The following is a 25,206-nucleotide window of genomic DNA, read 5'->3' as shown; positions in this document are numbered from 1 at the left end:
CACCCGACCGGGAACCGCACCGGCGCTACCAGACGGGCGGGCTGGCTATGGAGCGTGCCAGGACGTCGTCGAGGACCCGCGCGGTCGTCTCGACGTCGTAGGTGGAGTTGTCGATGATCGGCAGGCCCGAGCCGTACCAGCCGGCCATGCGGCCGTGGATCCGGGCGACTTCCTCGTCGGAGAGCCTGCGGTTCCCGCTGCGGGCCGCGTTGCGCTCCAGGACCACCTCGAGACCGGGCAGGAGGACGACGGGCAGCAGACCGGGGCCGACATGGCGCTTCCAGCCTCCGAGGCCGACGACGGGCCGGTCGGGGAAGACCGCGTCGTCGAGGATGCAGGAGATGCCGTTGGCCAGGAAATTACGGGCGGCGAAGCCGCAGGTGCGCCGGGCGAGGCGGTACTGGGCCTCGGAATGGTCGTTCCATCCGGCCTGGGGGTCGGCGAATCCGGAGCAGACCCATTCGCGGACGTCGTCCAGGGACACGTGCGCGGTGGGCACCCGGCGTCGGCCGGCCCAGAGCTTGGCGACCGTGGTCTTGCCGGCGCCGGCGGGGCCGATGAGGAGCACGGCCAGGGTGGCCGCGCCGGTTCCCGGCTCAGCGGGCGGCGCGGGCAGCGGGACGGGTCCCCCGGGCGGCAGCTGGACGTGGCCGGTGTTCTCGGGGGAGGGCGGCATCGGGACGCGCGGGGGCGCCTGAGGCTGCGGTACGGGCGCCACGGAGGGGGGCGGCGGCCCCGCCTGGCCGGGGTGGCCCGAGTGCTGTGCCTGGTGCGTCCACGGCCCGTTCCCGGGTCCTTGGGGCGGAGGCAGCGGGGCCCCCACTGCGTGCTGCATCCGGTGCCACTCCGTCTCGTACAGGCAACTGGCGCTGGTCGAACGGCAACCGTACCCTCCCCGGCCGCCCTGCGGTGAACGGGCGGGGAAGGCACGGAGTGCCCGGTGTCAGCCCGTCAGTTCGTCGGCGAGGGCTCGCAGGGCGAGCCGGTAGGAGCCGATCCCGAATCCTGCCACGGTGCCGGTGGCCACCGGGGCGATCACCGAGGTGTGGCGGAATTCCTCACGTGCGTACGGATTCGAGATGTGAACCTCGATCAGCGGGGCGGTGCGCTGGGCTGCGGCGTCGCGGATCCCGTACGAATAGTGCGTGAAGGCGCCCGGGTTGATGACGACCGGAATCGAGCCGTCCGCCGCCTCGTGGAGCCAGCGGATGAGCTCGCCCTCGTCGTTGGTCTCCCGGACGTCGACGTCGAAGCCGAGCTCCTTGCCGACGGCCTGGCAGGTGTCGACGAGGCCGGCGTAGGACGTCGCCCCGTACACGTCGGGCTCGCGGGAGCCGAGGCGGCCCAGGTTCGGGCCGTTGAGCACGAGGACCCGGCGGGTCGTCACGCGGAGACCTCCCCGTAGGCGGCGAGCAGGACGGCCGGGTCGGGCCCCTCCAGCACGGTGGGCTTCCCGATGCCGTCCAGGACGATGAAGCGCAGCAGATCACCGCGGGACTTCTTGTCGACCTTCATGTTCTCCAGGAGCTTGGGCCACTGGTCACCGCGGTAGGTGAGCGGCAGCCCGACGGACTCCAGGACGGCGCGGTGCCGGTCCGCGGTGGCGTCGTCGAGGCGCCCGGCGAGCCGGCCGAGCTCCGCCGCGAAGACCATGCCGACCGAGACGGCCGCGCCGTGGCGCCACTTGTAGCGCTCGTTCTTCTCGATGGCGTGGGCCAGGGTGTGGCCGTAGTTGAGGATCTCCCTCAGGCCGGACTCCTTGAGGTCGCTGGAGACGACCTCCGCCTTGACCCGGATGGAGCGCACGATGAGCTCCGCGGTGTGCGGTCCGGCGGGCGTACGGGCGCCCTGCGGATCGGCCTCGACGAGGTCGAGGATGACCGGGTCGGCGATGAAGCCGGCCTTGATGATCTCGGCCATCCCGGAGACGTAGTCGTTCACCGGCAGCGAGTCCAGCGCGGCGAGGTCGCAGAGGACCCCGGCCGGCGGGTGGAAGACGCCGACGAGGTTCTTGCCCTCGGCGGTGTTGATGCCGGTCTTCCCGCCGACCGCCGCGTCGACCATGGCGAGCACGGTCGTCGGCACGGCGATCCAGCGGACCCCGCGCAGCCAGGAAGCGGCGACGAATCCGGCGACGTCGGTGGTGGCGCCGCCGCCGACGCCGACGATGACGTCGGTGCGGGTGAAGCCGGTCTGGCCGAGCGCCTTCCAGCAGTAGGCGGCGACCTCGACGGTCTTGGCCTCCTCGGCGTTCGGCAGCTGGATGGCGATGGCCTCGTAGCCCTGGGCCGCGAGGTCCTCGCGGACCGCCTCACCGGTCTCGGCGAGCGCCTCGGGGTGGAGGACGGCCACCCGCTTCGCGCGGTCGCCGATGAGGTTCGCCAGCTCGCCGAGGAGCTGGCGGCCGACGAGCACCTCGTAGGCGTCGGTGCCCGCCGTGCCGGCGATCTGGATGCGCGTGGTGCCCTGCTCGCTCATGCGTGTGTTCTCCTGGCCGGACGGCACGGCCCCGGCCGTGCGCTCCGGCAGTTCCGTTGCGTCGAGGACCGCCTGGACGACCTCTTCGGGGGTGCGTTCGTCGGTCGCGACGGTCGCACCCGCCACTTCCTCGTACAGATGGCGCCTGGCGTCCATCAGCTCGCGCCACTGCCTGCGCGGGTTGACGGCGAGCAGGGGGCGGGCCGTGTTCAGCCCGACCCGCTTGACCGCCTCGTCCACGTCCATCGAGAGGTAGACGACCCGGTGGCCGGCGAGCAGCGCGCGGGTCGCGGCGTCGAGGACGGAACCGCCGCCGAGGGCGAGCACGCCCGGGTGTCCCGCGACGGCCTCCCGCACGGCTTCGCGCTCCAGGGCCCGGAAGTGCTCCTCGCCCTCGTCGAAGAAGATCTCCGGGATCGACTTTCCGGCGGTGGCGACGACGTCCGCGTCGGTGTCCCGGTAGGTGGTGCCGAGGCGTTCGGCGAGCAGCTCTCCCACCGTGGACTTGCCGACCCCCATGGGACCGACCAGGACGATCAGCGGGCCGTTCACCGGATCTGGAGGTGGGAGAGGTACGACTGCACGTTGCGGTGGGTCTCGGCGACGCTGTCGCCGCCGAACTTCTCCGCGACCGCGTCGGCCAGCACCAGGGCCACCATCGCCTCGGCGACGATCCCGGCGGCCGGGACGGCACAGACGTCGGACCGCTGGTGGTGGGCCTTGGTGGCCTCGCCGGTCACCACGTCGATGGTGGCGAGCGCGCGGGGCACGGTGGCGATGGGCTTCATCGCGGCGCGCACGCGCAGCAGCTCACCGGTGGACAGGCCGCCCTCGGTGCCGCCGGCGCGGCCGGAGGTGCGCTTGATGCCGTTCTCGGTGGCCACGATCTCGTCGTGTGCCTGGGACCCGGGTACCCGGGCGAGGTCGAAGCCGTCGCCGACCTCGACGCCCTTGATGGCCTGGATGCCCATGAGCGCACCCGCCAGCCGGGCGTCCAGCTTGCGGTCCCAGTGGACGTGCGAGCCGAGGCCGACGGGGACGCCGTAGGCGAGCACCTCGACGACTCCGCCGAGGGTGTCGCCGTCCTTGTGGGCCTGGTCGATCTCCTCGACCATCGCCTTCGACGCCTCGGCGTCGAGGCAGCGCACGGGGTCGGCGTCGAGCCGCTCGACGTCGGAGGGCTTGGGGTAGACGCCGTAGGGCGCCTTGGCCGCGGCCAGCTCGACGACGTGGGAGACGATCTCGATACCCGCGGTCTCCTTGAGGTAGGAGCGGGCGACGGCTCCGAGGGCGACACGGGCCGCGGTCTCCCGGGCGCTGGCGCGCTCCAGGACCGGGCGGGCCTCGTCGAAGCCGTACTTCTGCATCCCGGCGAGGTCGGCGTGGCCGGGCCGGGGGCGGGTGAGCGGGGCGTTACGGGCCTGGGAGGCCAGCACCTCGGGGTCGACCGGGTCGGCCGACATGACCTGCTCCCACTTGGGCCACTCGGTGTTTCCGACCATCACGGCGACGGGCGAGCCCATGGTCAGGCCGTGCCGGACACCGCCGAGGAAGGTGACCTCGTCCTTCTCGAACTTCATCCGGGCGCCACGCCCGTAACCGAGCCGTCGCCTGGCGAGCGCGTCCGCCACCATCTCCGTGGTGACGGGGATACCGGCGGGAAGACCCTCCAGCGTCGCCACCAGTGCGGGGCCGTGCGACTCTCCGGCGGTCAGCCAGCGCAACCTGCTCAACGGTGCTCCTCATGCTCGCGCCTGTAACTGCAACGGCGCGACCGGGTGCGCGGCCCTGGCCCGCCGCCCCTGATCCTCCCACGATCGGGAGGGCGGACCCGCCGCCGGTCCATCAGACGGACGGCACTGTCGGGCGAACACCGGACCCGACCAACCGGAAAAGTCATCACATTCATACATTCACGCGCCATATATGCCATATGAATAGACGAATTGAATTACATTTGACGACCTATCGGGGGGTGGCGACAATCGTGGCGCAATATCTTCACACAAATAATCCACAAGGATGAACATCATGCGTAAATCCCTGATCTCGCTCACCCTGGGCGCCGCACTGGCACTCACCGCCACCCTCGGTGGCACCGCATACGCCGGGGAGGGCAACTCCGACTGGCGCTACATGACGTGCACCTCGGGCGGCGCCCAGGGTGAGCTGGGGTACCGCTGGTGGAGCAAGGGCACCATCACCTCCATCGACCTGGAGCTCACCGCATTGGACATCTCGTCGGACGGGCACCACCCCGAGGTCCGCTTCGTCTCCCGCAACTACGGCGGCGGCATCAAGTACTGGGGCTGGCACTCCTACGACGGCGGGGCCCCCGGTGGCCGCGCCTGGTACACCAGTGCCCAGAGCGACGCCGGTCTGTACGGCATCGGCATCCAGATCGCCAACAAGGAGGGCAGCGAGATCGTGACCTACAGGACCTGCTGGGTCTCCGAGGCGGCCTGACCGTCCGGAAGGCAGGCCCGAGGGTGGGACGACCCCACGTCCCGCCCTCCCGCCTCAGCCGGAGACGCCCGGGGTACGCCCGCCCAGCGCGGCCTCACCCGCGGCGCGCATGACGGCGAGCGGTGCATCCTGACCGGTCATCTGTTCCACCTGGAGAACGGCCTGGTGCACGAGGAGGTCGAGGCCTCCCACCACACCCGCTCCGGCTTCAGCCCAGCGAGCGGCCAATGCGGTCGGCCAGGGCTCGTACAGGACGTCGAACAGGGTGCCGGGCACCGCGGGAACGGCGTCCGCCAGGGCATCCGTGGCGCCGGCCGGGGTGGTGGCGATCACGAGGGGGGCGTGCAGGGCGGCATCCGCCTCGGCCCAGTCCGCGATCCTGACGTCGACGCCGAGGCGTCCGCCCCAGTCGCGCATCTCGTCGGCCCGTGCCGCGCTGCGCACGTAGGCCGTGACCGGCCCGGTGCAGATCTCGGCGAGGGCGGCAAGCGCGGAGGAAGCGGTGGCTCCGGCTCCGAGGACGGCGGCGGATTCGATCTTCTCGACTCCGCGTTCACGCAGAGCCGCGACGATCCCCGGGATGTCCGTGTTGTCACCGAGGCGGCGGCCGTCCTCGGTGAGGACGACGGTGTTGACGGCCTCGACGGAGGCCGCCGTGTCACTGATCCCGTCGAGCAGCGGGATGATCGCCCGCTTGAGCGGCATGGTCAGGGAGAGTCCCGCCCAGGAGGAGTCCAGCCCCTGGACGAAGCCGGGCAGCGCCGCCTCGTCGACCTCGAAGCGGTCGTACGACCAGTCCTCCAGGCCGAGATCCGCGTATGCGGCGCGGTGCAGGGCCGGGGAGAGGGAGTGGGCGATGGGTGAGCCGAGGACGGCGGCCCGCCTCAGCGTGCTCACTGGCCCGCCTTCTGGTCTTCGTACTTCTTGCGGTTGCGCTCGTGCTCCTCGTTGGTCACCGCAAAAACCGTCTTGTCCTCGGTGACAGACACGAAGTAGTACCAGGGACCGGAAGCCGGATTCGCCGCTGAATTCAGCGCTACAGCTCCAGGGTTATTGATGGGTCCCGCCGGGAGCCCCTTGATGTGGTAGGTGTTGTACGGATCATCGATCTTCCGGATGTCGTCCACCGCACCGATATCGAGCGTACTTTCCTTCCTCATGTAATTGACCGTCGAGTCAAAATCAAGTAGCCCATACGTCTGCGTGTTGTCAGGTTTGAGGCGGTTGTACACGACCCTCGCGACCTTGTCGAAGTCATGCTTGTACTTGCCTTCGGCCTGAACCAGGCTCGCGACAGTGACCAGTTGCCAGGGGCCGTCGAGTCCGAGCTTCTTGGCGGTCGCCTCCAGATCCACATCGCCGTACTCCTTGTTGGCCCGGGCGACCATCTTCTTGAGTACGTCCTCCGGCTTCGCCCCCTTGCTGACCGGATAGGCCGCCGGATAGAGAAAGCCCTCCAACGGGTCCTTGATATCGGGACCACCTTCTGCCCAGTCCGGCAGGTCGAAGTTTTTGGCCTCAGCCTTCGCCACTTTCGCCGTGGAACCGTCCTTGGCGCCGATTCGTTTGTCGATCAGCGCGTAGATTTCCCGGTTGGTGCGCCCCTCGGGAATGATCAACGCGTTCTGGCTCTTCGGATCGAGCATCAGCGTCACAGCACTGTCAGCCGACATCTCCTTCTTCAGGAGATAGACACCCGCCTGGAGAGACTCCCCCTTGGGATTCCCTTTCTGAGCGGAAATGAAGGCGTCGGACGACTTCACGACGCCGGCCTTCTTCAGAATGCTCGCGATCTCGTTCCCGTACGCACCCTCGGGGATCTCCACCTCGACCGAGCCCGTGCCGCTGCCCGTGTAGTCCGGGGCTTCGCCGAACTGGTTCTGGTAGTAGGAGTAGCCGAAGTAGGTCACTCCGCCCAGGCCCCCGACGAGGACCGCGGCCACACCGAGGCAGGCGCAGCCGTTTCGGCTCTTCCTCTTGCCCTTGCCGCGGCGTTCTCCACCGTCCCGGCCGGACTCACGCGGGTCGTCCTCGTACGCGTCGTCCTCACGGGATCGGGAACGCGAGCGGGAGCCCCGGTCGTCCGCCGGCTCGTCCGCGCCCGTGAAGAAGGGATGCGTCTCCTCCTGCGGCGCGTCCGGATCCCAGTCCTGGCCCTGCTGGGGCTGCTCGGACTGCTGCTGGGGCTGCTGGGGCGCCTGCTCACGGTGGCTCGGGGGCTGCGGAGGGGGGTAGGCCTCGGGTGTGCCGTAGGGGTCGGCCTGCTCCCCGTAGCCGCCGGCGTCGTTGCCGTACGAGGGCTGCTGCTGGGCGCCGTACGGCATCGCCGCCTGCTGGCCGGTGTCCCAGCCGCCGTTGTCGGGGTGCGGTTGCTGCGGCTGCTGCGGCTGCTGGGCGTACGGATCCTGCGGCGCGCCGTGCGGCGCCTGCTGGTAGGGGTCCTGCGGATGCTGCTGCTGGTACGGGTCCTGCCGACGCTGCTGCTGGTACGGGGCCTGCTGGTAGCCCTGCTGGGCGTACGGGTCCTGCTGGTGCTGCTGCTGGTACGGGTCCTGCTGGTAGCCCTGCTGGGCGTACGGGTCCTGCTGGTGCTGCTGGGCGTACGGGTCCTGGGCGTAGGGCTGCTGCTGCCGGCCGTCGTACTGGCCCTGGTCCTGGCCGTGGGCGGCCTGCTGGCCTCCCCATCCCTGGTCCCCGTACAGGGGGTCCTCGGGATGCCACGGTTCGGAGCCGGAGCCCCGGCCATACTCAGTCATCGATCCCCTTGAGCCGCGAGACGACGCTCCGCCTCTTCGCTTTGCTGTGCGGTGTCTGTTCGAACACCGGCGCATCGCGCGGAACGTTACCGTATCGCGATCAGACAACCACTTCGACGCCCTCACCCGGCGCAGCGCCTGACGCCCGTTCGGACTCCAGAGCGTTCTGAAGGATCACCACAGCGGCAGCCTGGTCGATGACAGACCGGCCCTTCTTGGACTTCACGCCCGAAGCGCGCAGCCCCTGAGTGGCGGTCACTGTGGTCATCCTCTCGTCCAGGAGACGCACGGGAACCGGCGCGATCGAACGGGCGAACACCTGGGCGAACGCACGGACCTTCGCGGCCGCCGGGCCCTCGCCGCCGCCGAGCGAGCGGGGCAGGCCCACGATGACCTCGATCGGCTCGTACTCCTCGACGATCTGGCCGAGCCGCCGGTGGGCGGCCGGGACATCACGTCCCGGCACGGTCTCCACCGGCGTGGCGAGGATCCCGTCGGGGTCGCACGAGGCGACCCCGATACGGGCGTCACCGACATCGATCGCGAGTCGGCGTCCACGGCGCATCTGCGACATGTCCGGCGTCACGCCGTCTCGGTGACGAGGCGTTCGACAGCGGCGACGGCGTCACCGATGGCGTCCGGGTTCTGGCCGCCGCCCTGGGCGACGTCGGGCTTGCCGCCGCCTCCGCCACCGAGGGTCTTGGCGGCGGTACGGACCAGTTCACCGGCCTTGAGGCCACGCTCGCGGGCCGCCTCGTTGGTGGCGATGACCGTCAGCGGGCGTCCGTTGGCCGTGGTGAACAGGGCCACGACGGCCGGCCGGCCGCCCTGGATGCGTCCACGCACGTCGAGCACCAGCTTGCGCAGGTCGTCGGCCGAGGTTCCGTCCGGCACCTGTCCGGTGACGAGGGCGACCCCGCGCACGTCCTTGGCCGACTCCACAAGCCCGGCGGCGGCGGCGAGCACCTTCTCCGCACGGAACTTCTCGATCTCCTTCTCGGCGTCCTTCAGCTTGCCGAGCATGCCGGAGATCTTCTCGGGGAGCTCCTCGGGGCGGCCCTTGAGCAGCTCCTGCAGTTGGGCGACGACCGTGTGCTCCTTGGCGAGGAAGTTGTACGCGTCCACACCGACCAGGGCCTCGATACGGCGGACCCCGGAACCGATGGACGACTCGCCGAGCAGCTTCACCAGGCCCAGCTGGGCCGTGTTGCCGACGTGCGTACCGCCGCAGAGCTCCTTGGAGAAGTCGCCGATGGTGACGACACGGACCCGCTCGCCGTACTTCTCGCCGAACTCCGCGATGGCGCCTTGCTTCTTGGCGTCGTCGATGGACATGACCTCGGCCTGGACGTCGAGTTCCCGGGCGAGAACCTCGTTGATCTTCTGCTCGACGTCGGTGAGGACCGTGCCGGGTACGGCGGCGGGCGAGCCGAAGTCGAAGCGGAAACGGCCGGGCGAGTTCTCCGAACCCGCCTGGGCGGCCGTCGGGCCGAGTGCGTCGCGCAGCGCCTGGTGCGTGAGGTGCGTGGCGCTGTGCGCACGGGCGATGGCACGACGGCGGGTGTTGTCGATGGCGGCGTAGGCGGAGGCGCCGACCGTCACCTCACCGACCTGGACCGAGCCCTTGTGGACGGAGACACCGGGGACGGGCTGCTGCACGTCGCGGACCGTGATGACGGCGCCGGTGTCGAGCTTGATCCGGCCCTGGTCGGCGAGCTGGCCGCCGCCCTCGGCGTAGAAGGGGGTGCGGTCGAGGACGACCTCGACCTCGTCGCCCTCGGAGGCGGCGGGCGAGGGCACACCGTCGACGAGCAGGCCGACGATCTTCGACTCCCCCTCGTTGGAGGTGTAGCCGGTGAACTCGGTGACGCCGGAGTTGTCGGCGACCTCGCGGTAGGCGGACAGGTCGGCGTGACCGGTCTTCTTGGCCTTCGCGTCGGCCTTGGCCTTGTCCCGCTGCTCCTGCATCAGGCGCCGGAAGCCGTCCTCGTCGACGGAGAGGCCCTGTTCGGCGGCCATCTCCAGCGTGAGGTCGATCGGGAAGCCCCAGGTGTCGTGGAGCAGGAACGCCTTGTCGCCGGCCAGGACCCTGCCGCCGGCGGCCTTGGTCTCGGTGACGGCGGTCTCGAGGATGTTCGTGCCGCCCTTGAGGGCCTTGAGGAAGGCGGCCTCCTCGGCGAGGGCGACCGTCTCGATGCGCTTGCGGTCGGTGATCAGCTCCGGGTACTGCTGCCCCATGGTGTCGACGACGACGTCGACCAGCTCACGGACGACCGGTCCGGTGGCGCCCATGAGCCGCATGTTGCGGATGGCACGGCGCATGATCCGGCGCAGGACGTAGCCGCGGCCCTCGTTGCCGGGGGAGACGCCGTCGCCGATGAGCATCACGGACGTACGGATGTGGTCGGCGACGACGCGCAGGGAGACGTCCGAGCCCTGCTCTGCGCCGTAGCGGACGCCCGTGAGCTCGGTGGCCTTGTCCATGACGACGCGCAGGGTGTCGGTCTCGTACATGTTCTGCACGCCCTGCAGGATCATGGCGAGGCGTTCGAGGCCGAGACCGGTGTCGATGTTCTGCGACGGCAGGTCCCCGAGGATCGGGAAGTCCTCCTTGCCGTCGCCGGCGCCGCGCTCGTACTGCATGAAGACCAGGTTCCAGATCTCCACGTAACGCTCGTCGTTGACGGCGGGGCCGCCCTCGACGCCGAACTCGGGGCCGCGGTCGTAGTTGATCTCGGAGCACGGGCCGCAGGGTCCGGGCACGCCCATCGACCAGAAGTTGTCCTTCTTGCCCAGACGCTGGATGCGCTCGGCCGGCACGCCGATCTTGTCGCGCCAGATCTGCTCGGCCTCGTCGTCGTCCAGGTAGACGGTGATCCACAGGCGCTCGGGGTCGAGGCCGAAGCCGCCGTCCGCCACGGAGTTCGTGAGCGCGGCCCAGGCGAACTCGATGGCCCCTTCCTTGAAGTAGTCGCCGAAGGAGAAATTGCCGCACATCTGGAAGAACGTGCCGTGGCGGGTGGTCTTGCCGACCTCTTCGATGTCCGGCGTGCGCACGCACTTCTGCACGCTGGTGACGCGCGGGGCGGGCGGCTTGACCTCGCCGAGGAAGTAGGGCTTGAAGGGAACCATGCCCGCGGGGACCAGCAGCAGAGTCGGGTCGTCCGCGATGAGCGACGCCGAAGGCACGACGGTGTGACCGCGCTCCTCGAAGAAGCTCAGCCAGCGGCGGCGAATTTCAGCCGACTCCATTAGTGGTCCTCATTCCGGTTGTTCGAGTTGTAGGGAAGTGTGCGGTGGGCGACGAGTTCGGGGTCGGCCGGTGCCTCGATGCCGAGTGCTCCGCCCAGTTCGGCCTCGCGCCTGACCATGCCCTCACGGACGTCGAGGGCGAAGTCCTTCAGCTTGTGACCTGCTTCGACCGCCTTGTTCGCGGCCTGCGCCGCGAGGCTCTCGGGGGTCAGCTGCCGGATCTTGCGGTTGACCTTGGTGGTGGCCCAGACGCCGGCGGCTGCGCCGGCGGTGAACCAGAAGGTACGGCGGAACATCGCTGGATCAGTCCTTCTGTCCGCGGGAGCTTCGGCCGTTCCGCTTCCTGTCACGGGCGGACGGCACGGTACGGCCGACGATCACGGTGCGACGGGAGGCCCGGCGGGCCGGTTCCGGCTCCGCGGCGGTGCGGCGGCCGATCGCCTGCCGCACCCCGTAGCCGAACGCGGCGACCTTCACGAGCGGTCCGCCGAACGTCGAGGCGACGGTGGTCGAGAGCGCGGAGGCGTTGGACGTGACCTCCTGGACGTCGCTGGCGATCGCGTCGACCTTGTCGAGCTGGGTCTGCGCGGAGCGCAGCGTGGCCGATGCGTCGGCGAGCAGCGGGACCGCCTGCTCCGTCACGTCCGCCACCAGCGCGGTGGTCGCCTTCAGCGTCTGGGCCAGCCTCACCAGTACAACGGCGAGGAAGGAGACCAGGATCGCCCAGAAGACAGCCACCAGGATGCCGGCCACCTCTCCACCGGACACAGTGCACCGCTCTCTGCTCGTCGCCTCGTCGGCCGGGATCACCCCGGCCGGATTCTGCCTGTCGCCGCTCGGCCGGCGCGTCCTGCCACCACTGCCGATCGTCGTCCCGAGCCTATCGCGCCGGGCGTCGGGCGCCGTACCGCATTACGGGGCGTGCGGCAGGGACCCTTGACGCGGGGAGATTGTACGGAGAGCTTACGTGCCAGTACTCTGCGTGTTTCATGCGACGCCCTCAGCGCCCCTCCCCCACCCCCCGCGACCCGGAGCCCGTCACCGTGCGCGGAAATCTCCCGGCAGAGCTGAACGACTTCGTGGGACGCGACGAGGAACTGGCCGCATTCCGGTCGCTCCTGGGCAAGTCCAGGCTCGTCACCGTGGCGGGCGTCGCGGGGGTCGGCAAGACCCGCTTCGCGACCCGGGTCGCCGCCCTGATGGAGAAACGGTACTGCGACGGCGTCTGGCTCGCCGAGCTCTCGGTCGTCCACGACCCGGAGCTGCTCGAACACGCGATCGTCGACGCGCTGGGGCTCACCGACCACACCGGCAGACCGCCGCGCGCCGTCCTGGTCGAGCACTGCGCGGAGCGCCGGCTCCTGCTCGTGATCGACGGTTTCGAGCAGCTCGCCGACGCGTGTGCGGGGCTCGTGCGGGAGCTGCTGCGCCGGGCCCCGGGCCTCCAGGTACTCGCGGCCGGGCGCCGTCCGCTGCGGGTGGACGGCGAACTCACCTTCCCGCTGGCACCGATGACGGACGAGGACGCCCTGGAGCTCTTCACCCGGCGCGCCGCCGCGGTGCAGTCCGGGTTCCGGCTGACGGAGGCCGGGCGGGAGACCGCGCGGGAGCTCTGTCGCCGGCTCGACGGCATTCCACTGGCCCTGGAGCTCGCCGCCGGGCGGCTCAGGGCCCTGACGATGGAGCAGGTGCTGCACCGGCTCGACGACCGCTTCCGGCTGTTGACGGGCGGCAGTCCGAGTGCGCTCCCCCGCCACCAGACCCTGCGTACGGCGATCGGCTGGAGCCATGAGCTGTGCGCCCCCGAGCAGCGGCTGCTGTGGGCACGGCTCTCGGTGTTCGCGGGAGAGTTCGACCTGGAGGCCGTGGAGTACATCTGCAGCGGCCCCGGCCTGCCGGCCGACTCGGTGCTGGACGTACTGGACGAACTGCTGGCGCAGTCCGTGGTGCTGCGGGAGGACTCGGCCGTCGGCAGCCGCTACCGGCTGCTGGACACCGTGCGGGAGTACGGCGCCGAGTGGCTGCGGGCGACCGGGGACGCCGAGCGGCTGCGCCGCAGGCACCGGGACTGGTACCTGGGGCTGGCGACCTGGTGCGAGCTCGACTGGTTCAGCCCCAGGCAGGCGGAGGCCGCGGCGCGGATCGACGGCGAACTCCCCAACCTCCGGCGGGCGATGGAGTGCTCGATGGAGAGCCCGGAGGAGGTCCATCTCGCCCAGTACCTGGCGGGCACCCTCTGGTTCTACTGGGTGGGCTGCGGACGCCTCTCCGAGGGCCGCCACTGGCTGGACCACGTCCTGGAGGAGGAGACCCCCTACGACCACTCGCGGCTCAAGGCCCTGTGGGTGCTCGGATACGTCGCGGTGCTGCAGGGGGACCCGGTCGGCGCGGTGTCGGCCCTGCAGGAGTGCCGCGAGGAGGGCGAACGCTCGGGGGACGCGACGGCGGTGGCCTACGCCGTGCACCGCACGGGGTGTCTCTCGATCGTCACGGACGACCCGGTCAGGGCCGAGGAACTGCTGCGTGAGGCGCTGGCGCGCTATCGGGAGATCGGCGAGCTGAACAGCAATGTGCTGATGGCCCAGGTCGAACTGGGCATGGCCGTGGCGTTCCGCGGGGACGTGGACGGAGCCACGTCGATCTGCGACGAGGTCCGCGAGATCTGCGAGGACCACGGCGAGCGGTGGGCCCTGGCCTACGCCCTGTACGTGCTGGGCTATGCGGCGTTGCAGACCGGGACGAGCGGGCGTGCGCGCAGGATGCTCGGGGAGTCCTTGTCCATCGCCCACGCCTTCCACGACCTTCTCGGCACGGTCCTCTCACTGGAGCTGCTGGCCCTGATCACGGTGGCCGAGGGCGACGCGGCGGAGGCGGCGGCCCTGCAGGGTGCGGCGGACCGGATCTGGCCCTCGGTGGGGCTGCCGCTGTTCGGCTCGGCGCACTACGGCAGACCCCGGGCCGAGTGCGAGGAGCGGGCCAGGGCGGAGCTCGGCGACGCGCGGTACGACGCGGAACGGCGCTCCGGCCGCCGGATGGACCCCGACGCCGCGGTGGCGCGGGCCCTGCGGGCGGGGCCGGGCAGGGGGGCGGGCCGCGAAGGGGCCCCCTCCTCGGGGACGGACGACACCGCCCCCACGGAGGGGGCTCCAGGGGTCGTGGCCCCCGGGAACACGCGAAGGCCCGCCGCCTCCCGTACGACAGGGAGGGGCGGGCCCGAGCTCGGTTGAGAGCTACGCCTGGATCAGCGGGCGTAGTACTCGACGACGAGCTGCTCGTCGCAGATGACCGGAATTTCCTTGCGGTTCGGGTCACGGTCCAGGCGGAAGGCCAGGGCCTTCAGGTTCACCTGGAGGTAGCGCGGGGTCTCACCGTCGGTGTCGTAACCACCCTCGCGGGCCACCTGGAAGGGGACCTTGGAGCGGCTGCGCTCGCGGACCATCACGACGTCGTCGGGGCGCACGCGGAAGGACGGCTTGTCGACCTTGCCACCGTTGACCTCGATGTGGCCGTGGACGACCATCTGGCGGGCCTGGTAGATGGTGCGGGCGATGCCCGAACGCAGGACCAGGGCGTCGAGACGGCGCTCGAGCTCGACGACCAGCGCCTCGCCCGTCTTGCCCTCGGCCTTGCGGGCGCGGTCGTAGGCACGCGCCATCTGGCGCTCGCTGATGTCGTACTGCGCGCGGAGACGCTGCTTCTCGAGCAGACGGACCTTGTAGTCCGAGTTCTGCTTGCGGCCACGGCCGTGCTCGCCCGGCGGGTAGGGGCGCGCTTCGAAGTACTTGACAGCCTTCGGCGTCAGGGCGATGCCGAGGGCACGCGACTTCTTGACCTTGGGACGCGACTGGTTAGGCACGTTCTCCAGACCTCCGTTGTAGGTTAGGTTAGGCTTACCTTACTCAAGGAGATCGCATGTCTCGCCCTGGGAACACCACACACGTCACGGACAGCACAGACAGCGACGGCACACACAAAGGTGCCGTAACGACGGAAGGCCGATCTGATCGTGGTCAGCCGCGTCCCAGCGGGCTTGAAAACACTCGGATGCCGTCAGCAGCCGAGCGCACACGAACTCTCGTACAGAGTACCTGCTCCGCGGTGCTGCTCGTACCGGGGCTGTCGGTCATCCACCCGGACCAGCTGATGCCCGTCAGCAGGAGCATCGGTCCGGAGGGGGATCTGTTCCTCGGATTCCCCGTCGACTCCCCGGTCGTACGGGCCGCGACCCGCGCTCAGGGGGACGAGCTGACCGCCGTGCTGGAGATCACGGATGTCGCCCCGGTCTCCGTCCCGCACCGCATCCGCGGCCGCGCCCGGATCGCCGGCTGGCTCACCGCCGTCCCCGGGCTCGCACAGCCCGGCCGCATGATGCTGCGGCTGGAGACGGGCGAGGCGTCGGTCGACGACCTGTGGGGGTTCGAGGAGGTGGAGCCGGAGGCCTTCCGGGACGCCGTCGCCGATCCGCTGGTCGCACACGAGGTGGAGCTGCTCCAGCATCTTCACGCCGTTCACGGCGAACAGATGGCCACCCTGTCCTCGCTGCTGGGAGACCGGGCGGAGTGCGGCCGTACGGAGCACCGGCTGGACGCCGTCCCGGTGGCGCTGGACCGCTTCGGGCTCCGGGTGCGGTTCGTCGATGACGGGAGCGCCTCCTTCGACGCCCGGTTCGAGTTTCCCGAGCCCGTACGCGACGTCACCGGGCTGCGCCGGGCGATGCACACGCTCTTCGAGGCGGCGTCCTACTGAGCCGGGGCGGTCACGCGGACTCCGGGCCGCCCGGCTCGCTGCGGCCGAGCCGCTCGCGGACCCGGTCCGCCACGTCGGCGTAGCGCGCCTCGGCGCCGTAGCGCGTGGGTTCGTAGTAGCGCCTGCCGCGGACGGCGTCCGGGGCGTACTCCTGGGCGGCGATGCCGCCGGGCACGTCGTGCGGGTAGACGTAGCCCTGGGCGTGGCCCAGCTTGGCCGCGCCCTTGTAGTGGCCGTCGCGCAGATGGGCGGGGACCGGACCCGCGAGGCCCCTGCGCACGTCCTCCTGGGCTGCGGAGATCGCCAGCGTCGCCGCGTTGGACTTGGGGGCGAGCGCCAGGGCGATGGTGGCGTGGCTGAGGGTGAGCGCGGCCTCCGGGAAGCCGATCATCGCGACCGCCTGGGCCGCGGCCACCGCCGTGGGCAGCGCCGTCGGGTCGGCGAGTCCGATGTCCTCACTGGCGGAGATCATCAGACGCCGCGCGATGAAGCGCGGGTCCTCCCCCGCCTCGATCATCCGGGCCAGATAGTGCAGGGCGGCGTCCACGTCGGAGCCGCGGATCGACTTGATCAGGGCGCTCGCGACGTCGTAGTGCTGGTCGCCGTCGCGGTCGTACTTCACGGCGGCCCGGTCGACCGTCTCCTCCAGCGTCGTGAGCGTGATCTCCCGCTCGTGCGTGGTGAGAGCCGCCCCCGCCGCCGCCTCCAGCGCGGTCAGCGCACGCCGTGCGTCCCCGCCGGCGATGCGCAGCAGATGCGCCTCGGCGTCCCCGGGCAGGGTGACGGCGTCGCCCAGTCCCCGCTCGTCGGTCAGCGCCCGCCGCAGCAGCGCGCGCAGGTCCCCGTCCGTCAGCGGCTCCAGGGTGAGGAGCAGGGAGCGCGACAGCAGCGGGGAGATGATCGAGAAGTAGGGATTCTCCGTGGTGGCCGCGATGAGGGTCACCCAGCGGTTCTCCACGGCGGGGAGCAGCGAGTCCTGCTGGGCCTTGGAGAAGCGGTGGATCTCGTCGAGGAAGAGGACGGTCTCCTTGCCGAAGCCACCGGTGGCGCGGCGCGCGCCCTCGATGACGGCCCGGACCTCCTTGACACCGGCGGTGATCGCGGAGAGCTCGACGAAGCGCTTGTTGGTCGCCTTGCTGACCACGTACGCCAGGGTCGTCTTCCCCGTGCCGGGCGGGCCCCAGAGGATCACGGACGAGGGGCCGGCGGGCCCCCCGCTGCCCTCGCCGACGAGGCGGCGCAGGGGCGAGCCCGGCTTGAGCAGGTGCTGCTGGCCGACGACCTCGTCCAGCGTGCGAGGACGCATCCGGACAGCGAGGGGGCTGCTGGACGGGTCCTTCTCCTGGCGGTCTTCGGCTGCTGCGGTAAAGAGGTCGGGCTCCACGTCGGAAAGCCTATGTCACCCCACCGACAGGACCGCCTGCCGCTTCAGCTGGTCCAGAAGTCCCACCAGCGGGTCAGGATCAGCATGCCGATGATCCCGATCCAGAGCACCGGCGGCACCCAGTGGAACTCGGTGAGGGCGTTACGGAGCCAGGCGGGGGCGGGCAGGATGCCGTGCTTGATGTTGTGCGTGGTGACGTAGCAGAACATCAGGATCGTGGCGACCCAGGCCAGGCTGCACCACAGGCAGAGCGCGTTGATGTTGTAGAGCGACTGGTACTGCAGCCAGGTGCAGAAGCCGACGCCGAACAGCGTTCCCGCGTTGAGGCCGAGCCAGTACCAGGCGCGGAAGCGGGCTCCCGCGAGGAGCGCCATGCCGATGCCGATGACCACCGAATAGGTGGCGATGCCGAGCATCGGGTTGGGGAAGCCGAAGACGGCGGCCTGCTCGCTCTTCATGATGTTGCCGCACGAGACCACCGGGTTCAGGCTGCAGCCCGGGGTGAAGCTCGGGTCCTCGAGCAACTTGAACTTGTCGATCGTGATCACCCAGGCGGCCAGCAGGCCGGCGAAGCCGGTGATGACCAGCAGCAGCGCGAGCGCGCGACTGCCGCCGTAGGTCTTCGCGCCGCTGTCCTCGTCCTGCCGGGAGGAGGGATGATCTACCGCTGCCATCGTCATATCGCCGTTCCATCACTGAGTAGCCAGCCGGGCAGGCTCATTGTGCCGCACCGCCGTTGTGGTCGACCGTTCGATCGGCATAAAGGTGTGCGGTAGGACGGCTCGGGCCGGGATGGTCCCGCACGGCGGGATCCGCGGCCCGGCGGGGCGGCAGGAGCGCCGCCCCACGGATTCCGCACCGTCGCGGGGGCTCCTGGCCGTCGAGCGCCGTCCCCGTGCCCGGTGCCGGTCCGGGCGCCGCCGGGCGTCCGCGGCGGTCCCGTATCGAAACCGGCCCGGAGGATGAATCCGCCCTCTCGGAGTTGACGTGGCGCTGCCGCGGGCGGTGACCGGCGGTCCCCCGAAGCACCTGTGCCCGCCCGGGCGGACCGGGCGGGCACCGAGTGGATCAGCGGGTGCGGATCAGGCGAGCCTGGCCCGCAGTGTGTCCACGAGCACGTCGAGTGCGACCGACTCCTGCTCGCCCGCCCCCATGTCCTTGAGCTGGACCACGCCGTCGGCGAGGTCACGCTCACCGGCCACGATCGTGTAGCGCGCTCCGGAACGGTTGGCGCTCTTCATCGCGCCCTTCAGACCACGGCCGCCGAACGCGAAGTCCGTGGCGACGCCCGCCTTGCGCAGTTCGGTGACCAAGCCGAAGAGCACGCGCCGCGCCTCTTCGCCCAGCGGCACGGCGTAGACACTGGTGGAGGCGGGGATGTCGAGTTCGACGCCTTCGGCCTCCAGTGCCAGCACCGTGCGGTCCACGCCGAGGGCCCAGCCGACGGACGGCAGGGCCGGGCCGCCGATCATCTCGGACAGGCCGTCGTACCGTCCGCCGCCGCCCACGGCGGACTGGGAGCCCAGGCCGTCGTGGACGAACTCGAAGGTCGTGCGCGTGTAGTAGTCGAGGCCCCGGACCAGCTTCTCGTCGTCCTCGTACACCACACCCGCCGCCGTCAGCAGGTCGCGGACCTCCTCGTGGTACGCCTTGCAGGCGTCGCAGAGGAAGTCGCGCAGCATCGGTGCACCGGTCAGCTGCTTCTGGACGTCGGGGCGCTTGTCGTCGAGCACCCGGAGCGGGTTGATCTCGATGCGACGGCGGGTCTCCTCGTCGAGATCGAGGTCGCGCAGGAACGTCTGCAGCGCCTCCCGGTAGACGGGGCGGCACTCCTTGTCGCCCAGCGAGTTCAGCAGGATGCGGAACTGCCTCAGGCCGAGCGAGCGGTACGCCTGGTCGGCCAGGATGATCAACTCGGCGTCCAGCGCCGGGTCCTCCGTACCGATGGCCTCCGCGCCGACCTGCGAGAAGTGGCGGTAACGGCCCTTCTGCGGGCGCTCGTAGCGGTAGTAGGAGCCGGAGTACCAGAGCTTGACCGGGAGGTTGCCCGCCTTGTGGAGGTTGGCCTCCAGCGCGGCGCGCAGCACGGACGCGGTGCCCTCGGGGCGGAGCGCGAGCTTGTCACCGCCCTTGGTCTCGAAGGCGTACATCTCCTTGGAGACGATGTCGGTGGACTCGCCGACGCCCCGGGCGAACAGGGCGACGTCCTCGAAGCCGGGGGTCTCGATGTAGCCGTAGCCGGAGTTCTTCAGGGGCTCGGCGAGCGCCGCGCGCACCGCGAGGTACTTCGCGGAGTCCGGCGGCGTCAGGTCGTACGTGCCCTTGGGGGCCTGGAAGGTGCTCACGGTTTCCGTCTCTCGTCACATTCCTCGGCGGGGCGCGTCCAGGCCGTGCATGTACGGATTGGAGGCGCGCTCGCGGCCGATGGTCGTCTGGGGGCCGTGGCCGGACAGCACCACGGTCGAGTCGTCGAGCGGCAGGCACACACGGGCCAGCGACTCGAGCAGCTCGGACGGGTCGCCGCCGGGCAGGTCGGTGCGTCCGACGGAGCCGGCGAAGAGCAGGTCGCCCGAGAAGAGGACCTGCGGAACGTCCGCGGCCTCGGGCATCCTGAACGTCACCGACCCCTTGGTATGGCCGGGCGCGTGCGCGACGCCGAACTCCAGGCCCGCCAGATTCAGCACGGCGCCGTCGTCCAGCTCGTGCACGTCGTCGGGCTCACCCACGGTCAGCTCGCCCATGAGCGGCATCCCGATGGACCGGCCGAGCGCCTTCTCGGGGTCGCTCATCATGTAGCGGTCCTCGGGATGGATCCAGGCGGGGACGTCATGGGCGCCGCACACGGGGACGACCGAGGCGACGTGGTCGATGTGGCCGTGGGTGAGGACGACGGCGACGGGCTTGAGCCGATGCTTCTTCAGCGTTTCCTCGACGCCCTGGGCGGCCTGGTGGCCCGGGTCGATGATCACGCACTCCTCACCGGCGGCGGGGGCGACCAGGTAGCAATTGGTCCCCCAGGCCCCGGCGGGGAACCCGGCAATCAGCACGTTCGTCCTTAGTGTTCGTCCGACGAGGAGGGCCGCGGAGGGGAATGCGGCAGATCAGAGCCTACCGGCGCTCCTCATTCCACAGCTAACCCATATACCGTACGGGCATTCCAGGTCCGATCACACGACGTACAAGGAGACCATCCGGTGGTCAGCAGCGATCAGCGGCGGCGGCAGCTCGCCCGGGAGAAGTTCGAGCGGCAGCAGCAGCGCCGGGAGGAAGCGCGCCGGAGGACCAGGCGTCTCACGGTGATCATCGCCTCGTCGGTGGCCGTGGTGGCGGTCATCGGTGCGGGCGCCTACGTGTCCCTCGGCGACGACGACTCGAAGAGCTCCGCGGACGCGGCGGCGAGCGCCGACCCGTCGGCATCGCCCTCGCCCTCGCCCTCGGAGAGCGAGAGCAAGGCTCCCGAGCCCGCGATGAAGATCGACAAGAAGGCGAAGTACTCGATGTCGCTCGGGACGAGCCAGGGCGACATCAAGATCGCGATGGACGCGTCGAAGACCCCGCACACCGTCAATTCGTTCAAGGCCCTCGCGGACAAGGGGTACTTCGACGACACGAAGTGTCACCGCCTGACCACGGAGGGCATCTTCGTCCTGCAGTGCGGTGACCCGAAGGGCGACGGAACGGGCGGTCCCGGCTACACGATCCCCGACGAGAACCTGACCGCGCTGGGCAAGGCGGACGAGAAGGGATCGGTGACGTTCCCGGCGGGCACGGTCGCGATGGCGAACACCGGCCAGCCGGGCACGGGCGGGAGCCAGTTCTTCCTGGTCTACAAGGACACCCAGCTGTCCCCCAGTTACACGCCGTTCGGCACCATGGACGACGCCGGTCTGAAGGCGGTCAAGAAGGTCGCCGAGGCGGGCGTCACCGGTGGGGCGGGCGACGGTGCTCCGAAGAAGACCGTCACGGTCGAGAAGGCGACGGTCGACAAGGACTGACCGTGAGCGTGCCGCCCTGCGCGGGTTCCGGGAGCGCACCGGAGAATTTCAGCCGCGCTGAGTGCGGACAGCCGGGCGGCCGGTCGCCTAGATTGGCGTTGTGCAGGGCGGGCGCTGCCCGCCCCAGGAAACTGTGGACGATGCACGGGGGGCGAACCCCTTCGATGCATCAGGTGGAGGAGGCGCTGTGAGCAGCGACCCGTGGGGCCGTGTCGACGAGACGGGCACCGTGTACGTGCGTACAGCCGAGGGCGAGCAGGTCGTCGGATCGTGGCAGGCCGGGTCCCCCGAGGAGGCACTGGCCTATTTCGAGCGCAAGTACGAGGGCTTGGTGGTCGAGATCGGCCTTCTCGAGCGGCGGGTGAAGACCACCGACCTCTCGGCGAAGGACGCCACGGCGGCGATCGATCACCTGCGTCAGCAGGTCGACGAGCACCACGCCGTCGGTGACCTCGCCGCGCTCGCCAAGCGGCTGGACGCGCTCGTCGCGACGGTCGACTCGCGTCGCGAGGAGCGCAGGGTCCAGAAGGCGAAGCAGACCGACGAGGCCCGCCAGGCCAAGGAGGCGCTCGTCGTCGAGGCCGAGGAGCTGGCGCAGAGCGAGCAGTGGCGGTCGGCGGGTGAGCGCCTGCGGGCGCTCGTCGACACGTGGAAGGGGCTGCCTCGTCTGGACCGCAAGTCCGACGACGAGCTGTGGCACCGCTTCTCGCATGCCCGCTCCGCCTTCTCCAAGCGCCGCAAGGCCCACTTCGCGGCGCTGGACGCCCAGCGCGAGGAGGCCCGCAAGGTCAAGGAGCGGCTGGTCGCCGAGGCGGAGTCGCTCTCCGGCTCGACCGACTGGGGTACGACGGCCGCGCGTTACCGCGACCTGATGACCGAGTGGAAGGCCGCCGGGCGTGCCCAGCGCGAATCCGAGGACGAGCTCTGGAACCGCTTCCGCGGTGCCCAGGACGTGTTCTTCGCCGCCCGCAGCGGTGTCTTCGCCGAGCGGGACGCCGAGCAGGGCGAGAACCTCAAGCTCAAGGAGGAGCTCGCCGCCGAGGCGGAGAAGCTGGTCCCGGTGACGGATCTGAAGGCGGCCAGGGCCGCGTTCCGCTCCGTCAACGAGCGCTGGGAGGCCATCGGCCACGTCCCGCGTGACGCCCGTCCGAAGGTCGAGGGCCGGGTGCACGCCGTGGAGCGGGCGCTGCAGGAGGCCGAGGAGTCCGAGTGGCGCCGGACGAACCCGGAGGCGCGGGCACGTGCCGCCGGGCTGACCGGTCAGCTCCAGGGAGCCGTCGACAAGCTGCGCACGCAGATCGACGCGGCTCGCGCCTCCGGCAACAACGCCCGGGCCGACAAGCTCTCCCGCGAGCTCGAGGGTCGGCAGGCGCTGCTGGACCAGGCACTGAAGGGCCTGGAGGAGTTCGGCGGCTGAGCCGGGCGATCCCGTCCGAAACGTGAGGGGCTCCCGTACGCCTGGCGTACGGGAGCCCCTCACGCGTGCATACGACAACCAAGAGCGGGGCAGCGCTGCCGGAATCCGCCGGTGCTCATTGGTCAGTGAGATAAACGCACTCCTCGACGACGGCACCCCCGAGGAAGTGCGGCAGTGGCTGGAGACCGGCTACCGCCTCGCCCAGGCCGAGGACGACCGCGTCGCCATCGTCAGCATCCTCAACCGGCCCGGCATCAGCGACGCGCTCCGCGCCGCGGTCCAGGAGGCCATCGAAGGCACGCCGGAGGAGATGCGGTACTTCCTGGAGTACGGCCAGTACGAGGTCGACGCGTGACCAGGCGCCGACGCGCCGGCGGCCCGAGCCCGAAGCCCAGGTCGCCGGCGGGAAGGCCTGCCGCTAGGGCCGCCGCGCCGAGGTGACCCGGTAGACGTCGTAGACGCCCTCCACGCCGCGTACGGCCTTCAGGACGTGTCCCAGGTGCTTGGGGTCGCCCATCTCGAAGGTGAAGCGCGAGGTGGCCACCCGGTCGCGGGAGGTCTGCACGGCCGCCGACAGGATGTTGACGTGCTGGTCCGACAGGACCCGGGTGACGTCGGAGAGCAGCCGGGAGCGGTCCAGCGCCTCGACCTGGATGGCGACGAGGAAGACCGACGACTGGGTGGGTGCCCACTCGACGTCGAGGATCCGCTCGGGCTGCTGCGAGAGCGAGTCGACGTTGACGCAGTCCGCGCGGTGCACGGAGACTCCGCTGCCCCGGGTGACGAACCCGATGATCGGGTCGCCGGGTACGGGGGTGCAGCAGCGGGCCAGTTTGACCCAGACGTCCTCGACGCCCTTGACGACGACGCCGGGATCCGCCTTGGCCCGGCGCTTGTTGCGGCCGTGCGAGGGCGGCGAGCTCTCCGCCAGATCCTCGTTGGCCTCGTCCTCGCCGCCGAGCGCCTGGACGAGCTTCTGGACGACGCCCGCGGCGGCGACATGGCCTTCGCCGATCGCCGCGTAGAGCGACGAGATGTCGGGGTAGCGCATCTCGTGCGCCAGGGTGACCAGGGAGTCGCCGGTCAGGATCCGCTGGATCGGCAGGTTCTGCTTGCGCATGGCCCGCGCGATGGAGTCCTTGCCCTGCTCGATCGCCTCGTCGCGCCGCTCCTTGGAGAACCAGGCGCGGATCTTGTTGCGCGCCCGGGGCGACTTCACGAACTGGAGCCAGTCGCGGGAGGGCCCCGCGCCGGCGGCCTTGGAGGTGAAGACCTCCACCAGGTCGCCGTTGTCGAGGGTCGACTCCAACGGGACGAGCCGCCCGTTGACCCGTGCTCCTATGGTCCGGTCGCCGACCTCCGTGTGGACGGCGTACGCGAAGTCCACCGGGGTCGCACCGGCGGGCAGCGCTATCACGTCGCCCTTCGGCGTGAAGACGAAGACCTCGTTGCGCGAGAGGTCGAAACGCAGGGACTCCAGGAACTCGCTGGGGTCCTCGGTCTCCTTCTGCCAGTCCAGGAGCTGACGCAGCCACGCCATGTCGTTCACGGTGTCCTGGCCGCGGCCGCCCGTGTTCTTGGGGACGTCGGTGCGGACCTTGGACGCCCCGGCGACGGCCTCCTGCTTGTACTTCCAGTGCGCGGCGATGCCGTACTCGGCACGGCGGTGCATGTCGAACGTGCGGATCTGGAGTTCGACGGGCTTGCCGCTGGGACCGATCACCGTGGTGTGCAGCGACTGGTACATGTTGAACTTGGGCATCGCGATGTAGTCCTTGAACCGCCCGGGCACCGGATTCCACCGGGCGTGGACGGTGCCGAGCGCCGCGTAGCAGTCGCGGACGGTGTCGACGAGGACGCGGATGCCCACCAGGTCGTAGATCTCGGCGAAGTCGCGGCCCCGCACGATCATCTTCTGGTAGACGCTGTAGTAGTGCTTCGGCCGTCCGGTGACGGTGGCCTTGATCCGGGCGGCACGCAGGTCGGCCTGGACCTCGTCGGTCACTATGGCGAGGTATTCGTCACGCTTGGGCGCACGCTCGGCGACCAGGCGGACGATCTCGTCGTACATCTTGGGGTAGAGGATCGCGAAGGCGAGGTCCTCCAGCTCCCACTTGATGGTGTTCATGCCCAGGCGGTGGGCCAGGGGCGCATAGATCTCGAGGGTCTCGCGGGCCTTCTTCTCCTGCTTCTCCCGCTTGAGGTAGCGCATGGTGCGCATGTTGTGCAGACGGTCGGCGAGCTTGATGACGAGGACCCGGGGGTCCTTGGCCATGGCGACGACCATCTTGCGGACCGTCTCGGCCTGGGCGGCCTCGCCGAACTTGACCTTGTCGAGCTTGGTCACGCCGTCGACGAGGAGCGCGACCTGGTCGCCGAAGTCCTTGCGCAGTGTGTCGAGGCCGTACTCGGTGTCCTCGACCGTGTCGTGCAGCAGCCCTGCCATCAGCGTCGCCGGGTCCATGCCGAGCTCGGCGAGGATGGTGGTGACGGCGAGCGGGTGGGTGATGTAGGGGTCGCCGCTCTTGCGCTTCTGGCCCCGGTGCCAGCGTTCGGCGACCTGGTAGGCCTTCTCGATCTGGCGGAGGGTCGCGGACTCGATCTTCGGGTCATTGCCGCGGACGGTTCGCAGGAGGGGTTCGAGGACCGGGTTGTAGGGGCTGGAGCGCTGCACACCCAGTCGGGCGAGGCGGGCCCGGACGCGGTTGGAGG

The 25,206-nt window shown here is 70.2% G+C and carries 22 protein-coding genes; 6 read left to right on the top strand and 16 right to left on the bottom strand.

Annotation, left to right across the window (positions count from 1 at the left end; translation table 11 throughout):
• Positions 1-25 precede the first annotated feature (25 nt).
• The 4 genes from B9S57_RS16195 to aroC form a co-directional block, all read right to left on the bottom strand.
• Positions 26-835: a Pro-rich N-terminal domain-containing protein gene (locus B9S57_RS16195; protein ID WP_103516293.1), complete on the bottom strand. Its 810-nt coding sequence runs from the start codon at positions 833-835 to the stop codon at positions 26-28.
• A 108-nt stretch (positions 836-943) separates the two neighbouring features.
• Positions 944-1,387, bottom strand: coding sequence for a type II 3-dehydroquinate dehydratase (gene aroQ, locus B9S57_RS16190; protein ID WP_103516292.1), 444 nt, complete (start codon positions 1,385-1,387; stop codon positions 944-946).
• Positions 1,384-3,030 (bottom strand): 3-dehydroquinate synthase, encoded by a 1,647-nt coding sequence (gene aroB / locus B9S57_RS16185; protein WP_103516291.1) that lies wholly within the window; start codon positions 3,028-3,030, stop codon positions 1,384-1,386. The genes aroQ and aroB overlap by 4 nt, the downstream gene beginning before the upstream one ends.
• Positions 3,027-4,211 (bottom strand): chorismate synthase, encoded by a 1,185-nt coding sequence (gene aroC, locus B9S57_RS16180; RefSeq protein WP_103516290.1) that lies wholly within the window; start codon positions 4,209-4,211, stop codon positions 3,027-3,029. Before aroC ends, aroB begins: the two co-directional genes overlap by 4 nt.
• A gap of 298 nt (positions 4,212-4,509) precedes the next feature.
• Here aroC and B9S57_RS16175 point away from each other — a divergent pair, with 298 nt between their 5' ends.
• Entirely contained in the window at positions 4,510-4,944 is a 435-nt protein-coding gene (locus B9S57_RS16175) for a hypothetical protein (protein WP_103516289.1), read from the top strand.
• Between the two features lie 54 nt (positions 4,945-4,998).
• On the opposite strand, the gene B9S57_RS16170 is transcribed toward B9S57_RS16175, so the two are convergent.
• The 6 genes from B9S57_RS16170 to B9S57_RS16145 all read right to left on the bottom strand — a co-directional run bounded on the left by B9S57_RS16170 (position 4,999) and on the right by B9S57_RS16145 (position 11,705).
• On the bottom strand, positions 4,999-5,841 hold the full coding sequence (locus tag B9S57_RS16170; RefSeq protein ID WP_103516288.1) for a shikimate dehydrogenase: 843 nt from the start codon (positions 5,839-5,841) through the stop codon (positions 4,999-5,001).
• Complete coding sequence (gene mltG / locus B9S57_RS16165) at positions 5,838-7,700, bottom strand: endolytic transglycosylase MltG (RefSeq protein WP_103516287.1); 1,863 nt, start codon at positions 7,698-7,700, stop codon at positions 5,838-5,840. Before mltG ends, B9S57_RS16170 begins: the two co-directional genes overlap by 4 nt.
• Before the next feature lie 100 nt (positions 7,701-7,800).
• Complete coding sequence (ruvX, locus tag B9S57_RS16160; protein ID WP_181011366.1) at positions 7,801-8,274, bottom strand: Holliday junction resolvase RuvX; 474 nt, start codon at positions 8,272-8,274, stop codon at positions 7,801-7,803.
• 8 nt (positions 8,275-8,282) lie between these two features.
• Complete coding sequence (gene alaS / locus B9S57_RS16155) at positions 8,283-10,952, bottom strand: alanine--tRNA ligase (RefSeq protein WP_103516285.1); 2,670 nt, start codon at positions 10,950-10,952, stop codon at positions 8,283-8,285.
• Positions 10,952-11,248 carry a DUF6167 family protein gene (locus tag B9S57_RS16150; protein WP_103516284.1) on the bottom strand — a complete coding sequence of 99 codons (297 nt, stop codon included), beginning with the start codon at positions 11,246-11,248 and terminating at the stop codon, positions 10,952-10,954. Before B9S57_RS16150 ends, alaS begins: the two co-directional genes overlap by 1 nt.
• 7 nt (positions 11,249-11,255) lie before the next feature.
• A complete protein-coding gene (locus B9S57_RS16145) occupies positions 11,256-11,705 on the bottom strand; it encodes a DUF948 domain-containing protein (protein WP_103516283.1) in 450 nt (149 codons plus the stop codon).
• Positions 11,706-11,941: 236 nt separating this feature from the next.
• Between B9S57_RS16145 and B9S57_RS16140 the strand changes: the two genes are divergently transcribed.
• On the top strand, positions 11,942-14,179 hold the full coding sequence (locus tag B9S57_RS16140) for an NACHT domain-containing protein (protein ID WP_103516282.1): 2,238 nt from the start codon (positions 11,942-11,944) through the stop codon (positions 14,177-14,179).
• A 14-nt stretch (positions 14,180-14,193) separates the two neighbouring features.
• Here B9S57_RS16140 and rpsD read toward each other — a convergent pair whose 3' ends face one another.
• A complete protein-coding gene (gene rpsD, locus B9S57_RS16135) occupies positions 14,194-14,808 on the bottom strand; it encodes a 30S ribosomal protein S4 (protein WP_103516281.1) in 615 nt (204 codons plus the stop codon).
• Between the two features lie 188 nt (positions 14,809-14,996).
• On the opposite strand from rpsD, the gene B9S57_RS16130 reads away from it, so the two are divergent.
• Complete coding sequence (locus B9S57_RS16130; RefSeq protein WP_103516280.1) at positions 14,997-15,698, top strand: DUF2470 domain-containing protein; 702 nt, start codon at positions 14,997-14,999, stop codon at positions 15,696-15,698.
• A 10-nt stretch (positions 15,699-15,708) separates the two neighbouring features.
• Here B9S57_RS16130 and B9S57_RS16125 read toward each other — a convergent pair whose 3' ends face one another.
• The 4 genes from B9S57_RS16125 to B9S57_RS16110 all read right to left on the bottom strand — a co-directional run bounded on the left by B9S57_RS16125 (position 15,709) and on the right by B9S57_RS16110 (position 20,129).
• Positions 15,709-17,082 (bottom strand): replication-associated recombination protein A, encoded by a 1,374-nt coding sequence (locus tag B9S57_RS16125; RefSeq protein ID WP_103516279.1) that lies wholly within the window; start codon positions 17,080-17,082, stop codon positions 15,709-15,711.
• A 44-nt stretch (positions 17,083-17,126) separates the two neighbouring features.
• Positions 17,127-17,762 (bottom strand): vitamin K epoxide reductase family protein, encoded by a 636-nt coding sequence (locus B9S57_RS16120; protein WP_103516278.1) that lies wholly within the window; start codon positions 17,760-17,762, stop codon positions 17,127-17,129.
• 402 nt (positions 17,763-18,164) lie between these two features.
• On the bottom strand, positions 18,165-19,427 hold the full coding sequence (gene hisS / locus B9S57_RS16115; RefSeq protein WP_103516277.1) for a histidine--tRNA ligase: 1,263 nt from the start codon (positions 19,425-19,427) through the stop codon (positions 18,165-18,167).
• 15 nt (positions 19,428-19,442) lie between these two features.
• Positions 19,443-20,129, bottom strand: coding sequence for an MBL fold metallo-hydrolase (locus B9S57_RS16110; RefSeq protein ID WP_103516276.1), 687 nt, complete (start codon positions 20,127-20,129; stop codon positions 19,443-19,445).
• A 147-nt stretch (positions 20,130-20,276) separates the two neighbouring features.
• Here B9S57_RS16110 and B9S57_RS16105 point away from each other — a divergent pair, with 147 nt between their 5' ends.
• The 3 genes from B9S57_RS16105 to B9S57_RS16095 all read left to right on the top strand — a co-directional run bounded on the left by B9S57_RS16105 (position 20,277) and on the right by B9S57_RS16095 (position 22,849).
• The gene (locus B9S57_RS16105) at positions 20,277-21,077 is read left to right on the top strand and encodes a peptidylprolyl isomerase (protein WP_103516275.1); all 801 of its coding nucleotides are present in this window, start codon (positions 20,277-20,279) and stop codon (positions 21,075-21,077) included.
• 187 nt (positions 21,078-21,264) lie between these two features.
• Positions 21,265-22,494 (top strand): DUF349 domain-containing protein, encoded by a 1,230-nt coding sequence (locus B9S57_RS16100; protein WP_103516274.1) that lies wholly within the window; start codon positions 21,265-21,267, stop codon positions 22,492-22,494.
• 118 nt (positions 22,495-22,612) lie between these two features.
• Positions 22,613-22,849 (top strand): ALF repeat-containing protein, encoded by a 237-nt coding sequence (locus tag B9S57_RS16095; protein WP_374935944.1) that lies wholly within the window; start codon positions 22,613-22,615, stop codon positions 22,847-22,849.
• 63 nt (positions 22,850-22,912) lie between these two features.
• Here B9S57_RS16095 and B9S57_RS16090 read toward each other — a convergent pair.
• Positions 22,913-25,206, bottom strand: a 2,294-nt coding sequence (locus B9S57_RS16090; RefSeq protein WP_258036408.1) for a bifunctional (p)ppGpp synthetase/guanosine-3',5'-bis(diphosphate) 3'-pyrophosphohydrolase, incomplete at its 5' end; no start/stop codon positions are given.

Source organism: Streptomyces sp. SM10 (assembly GCF_002910915.1).
Taxonomy (GTDB): Bacteria; Actinomycetota; Actinomycetes; order Streptomycetales; family Streptomycetaceae; genus Streptomyces.
This window is presented reverse-complemented; position numbering and strand designations above follow the sequence as displayed.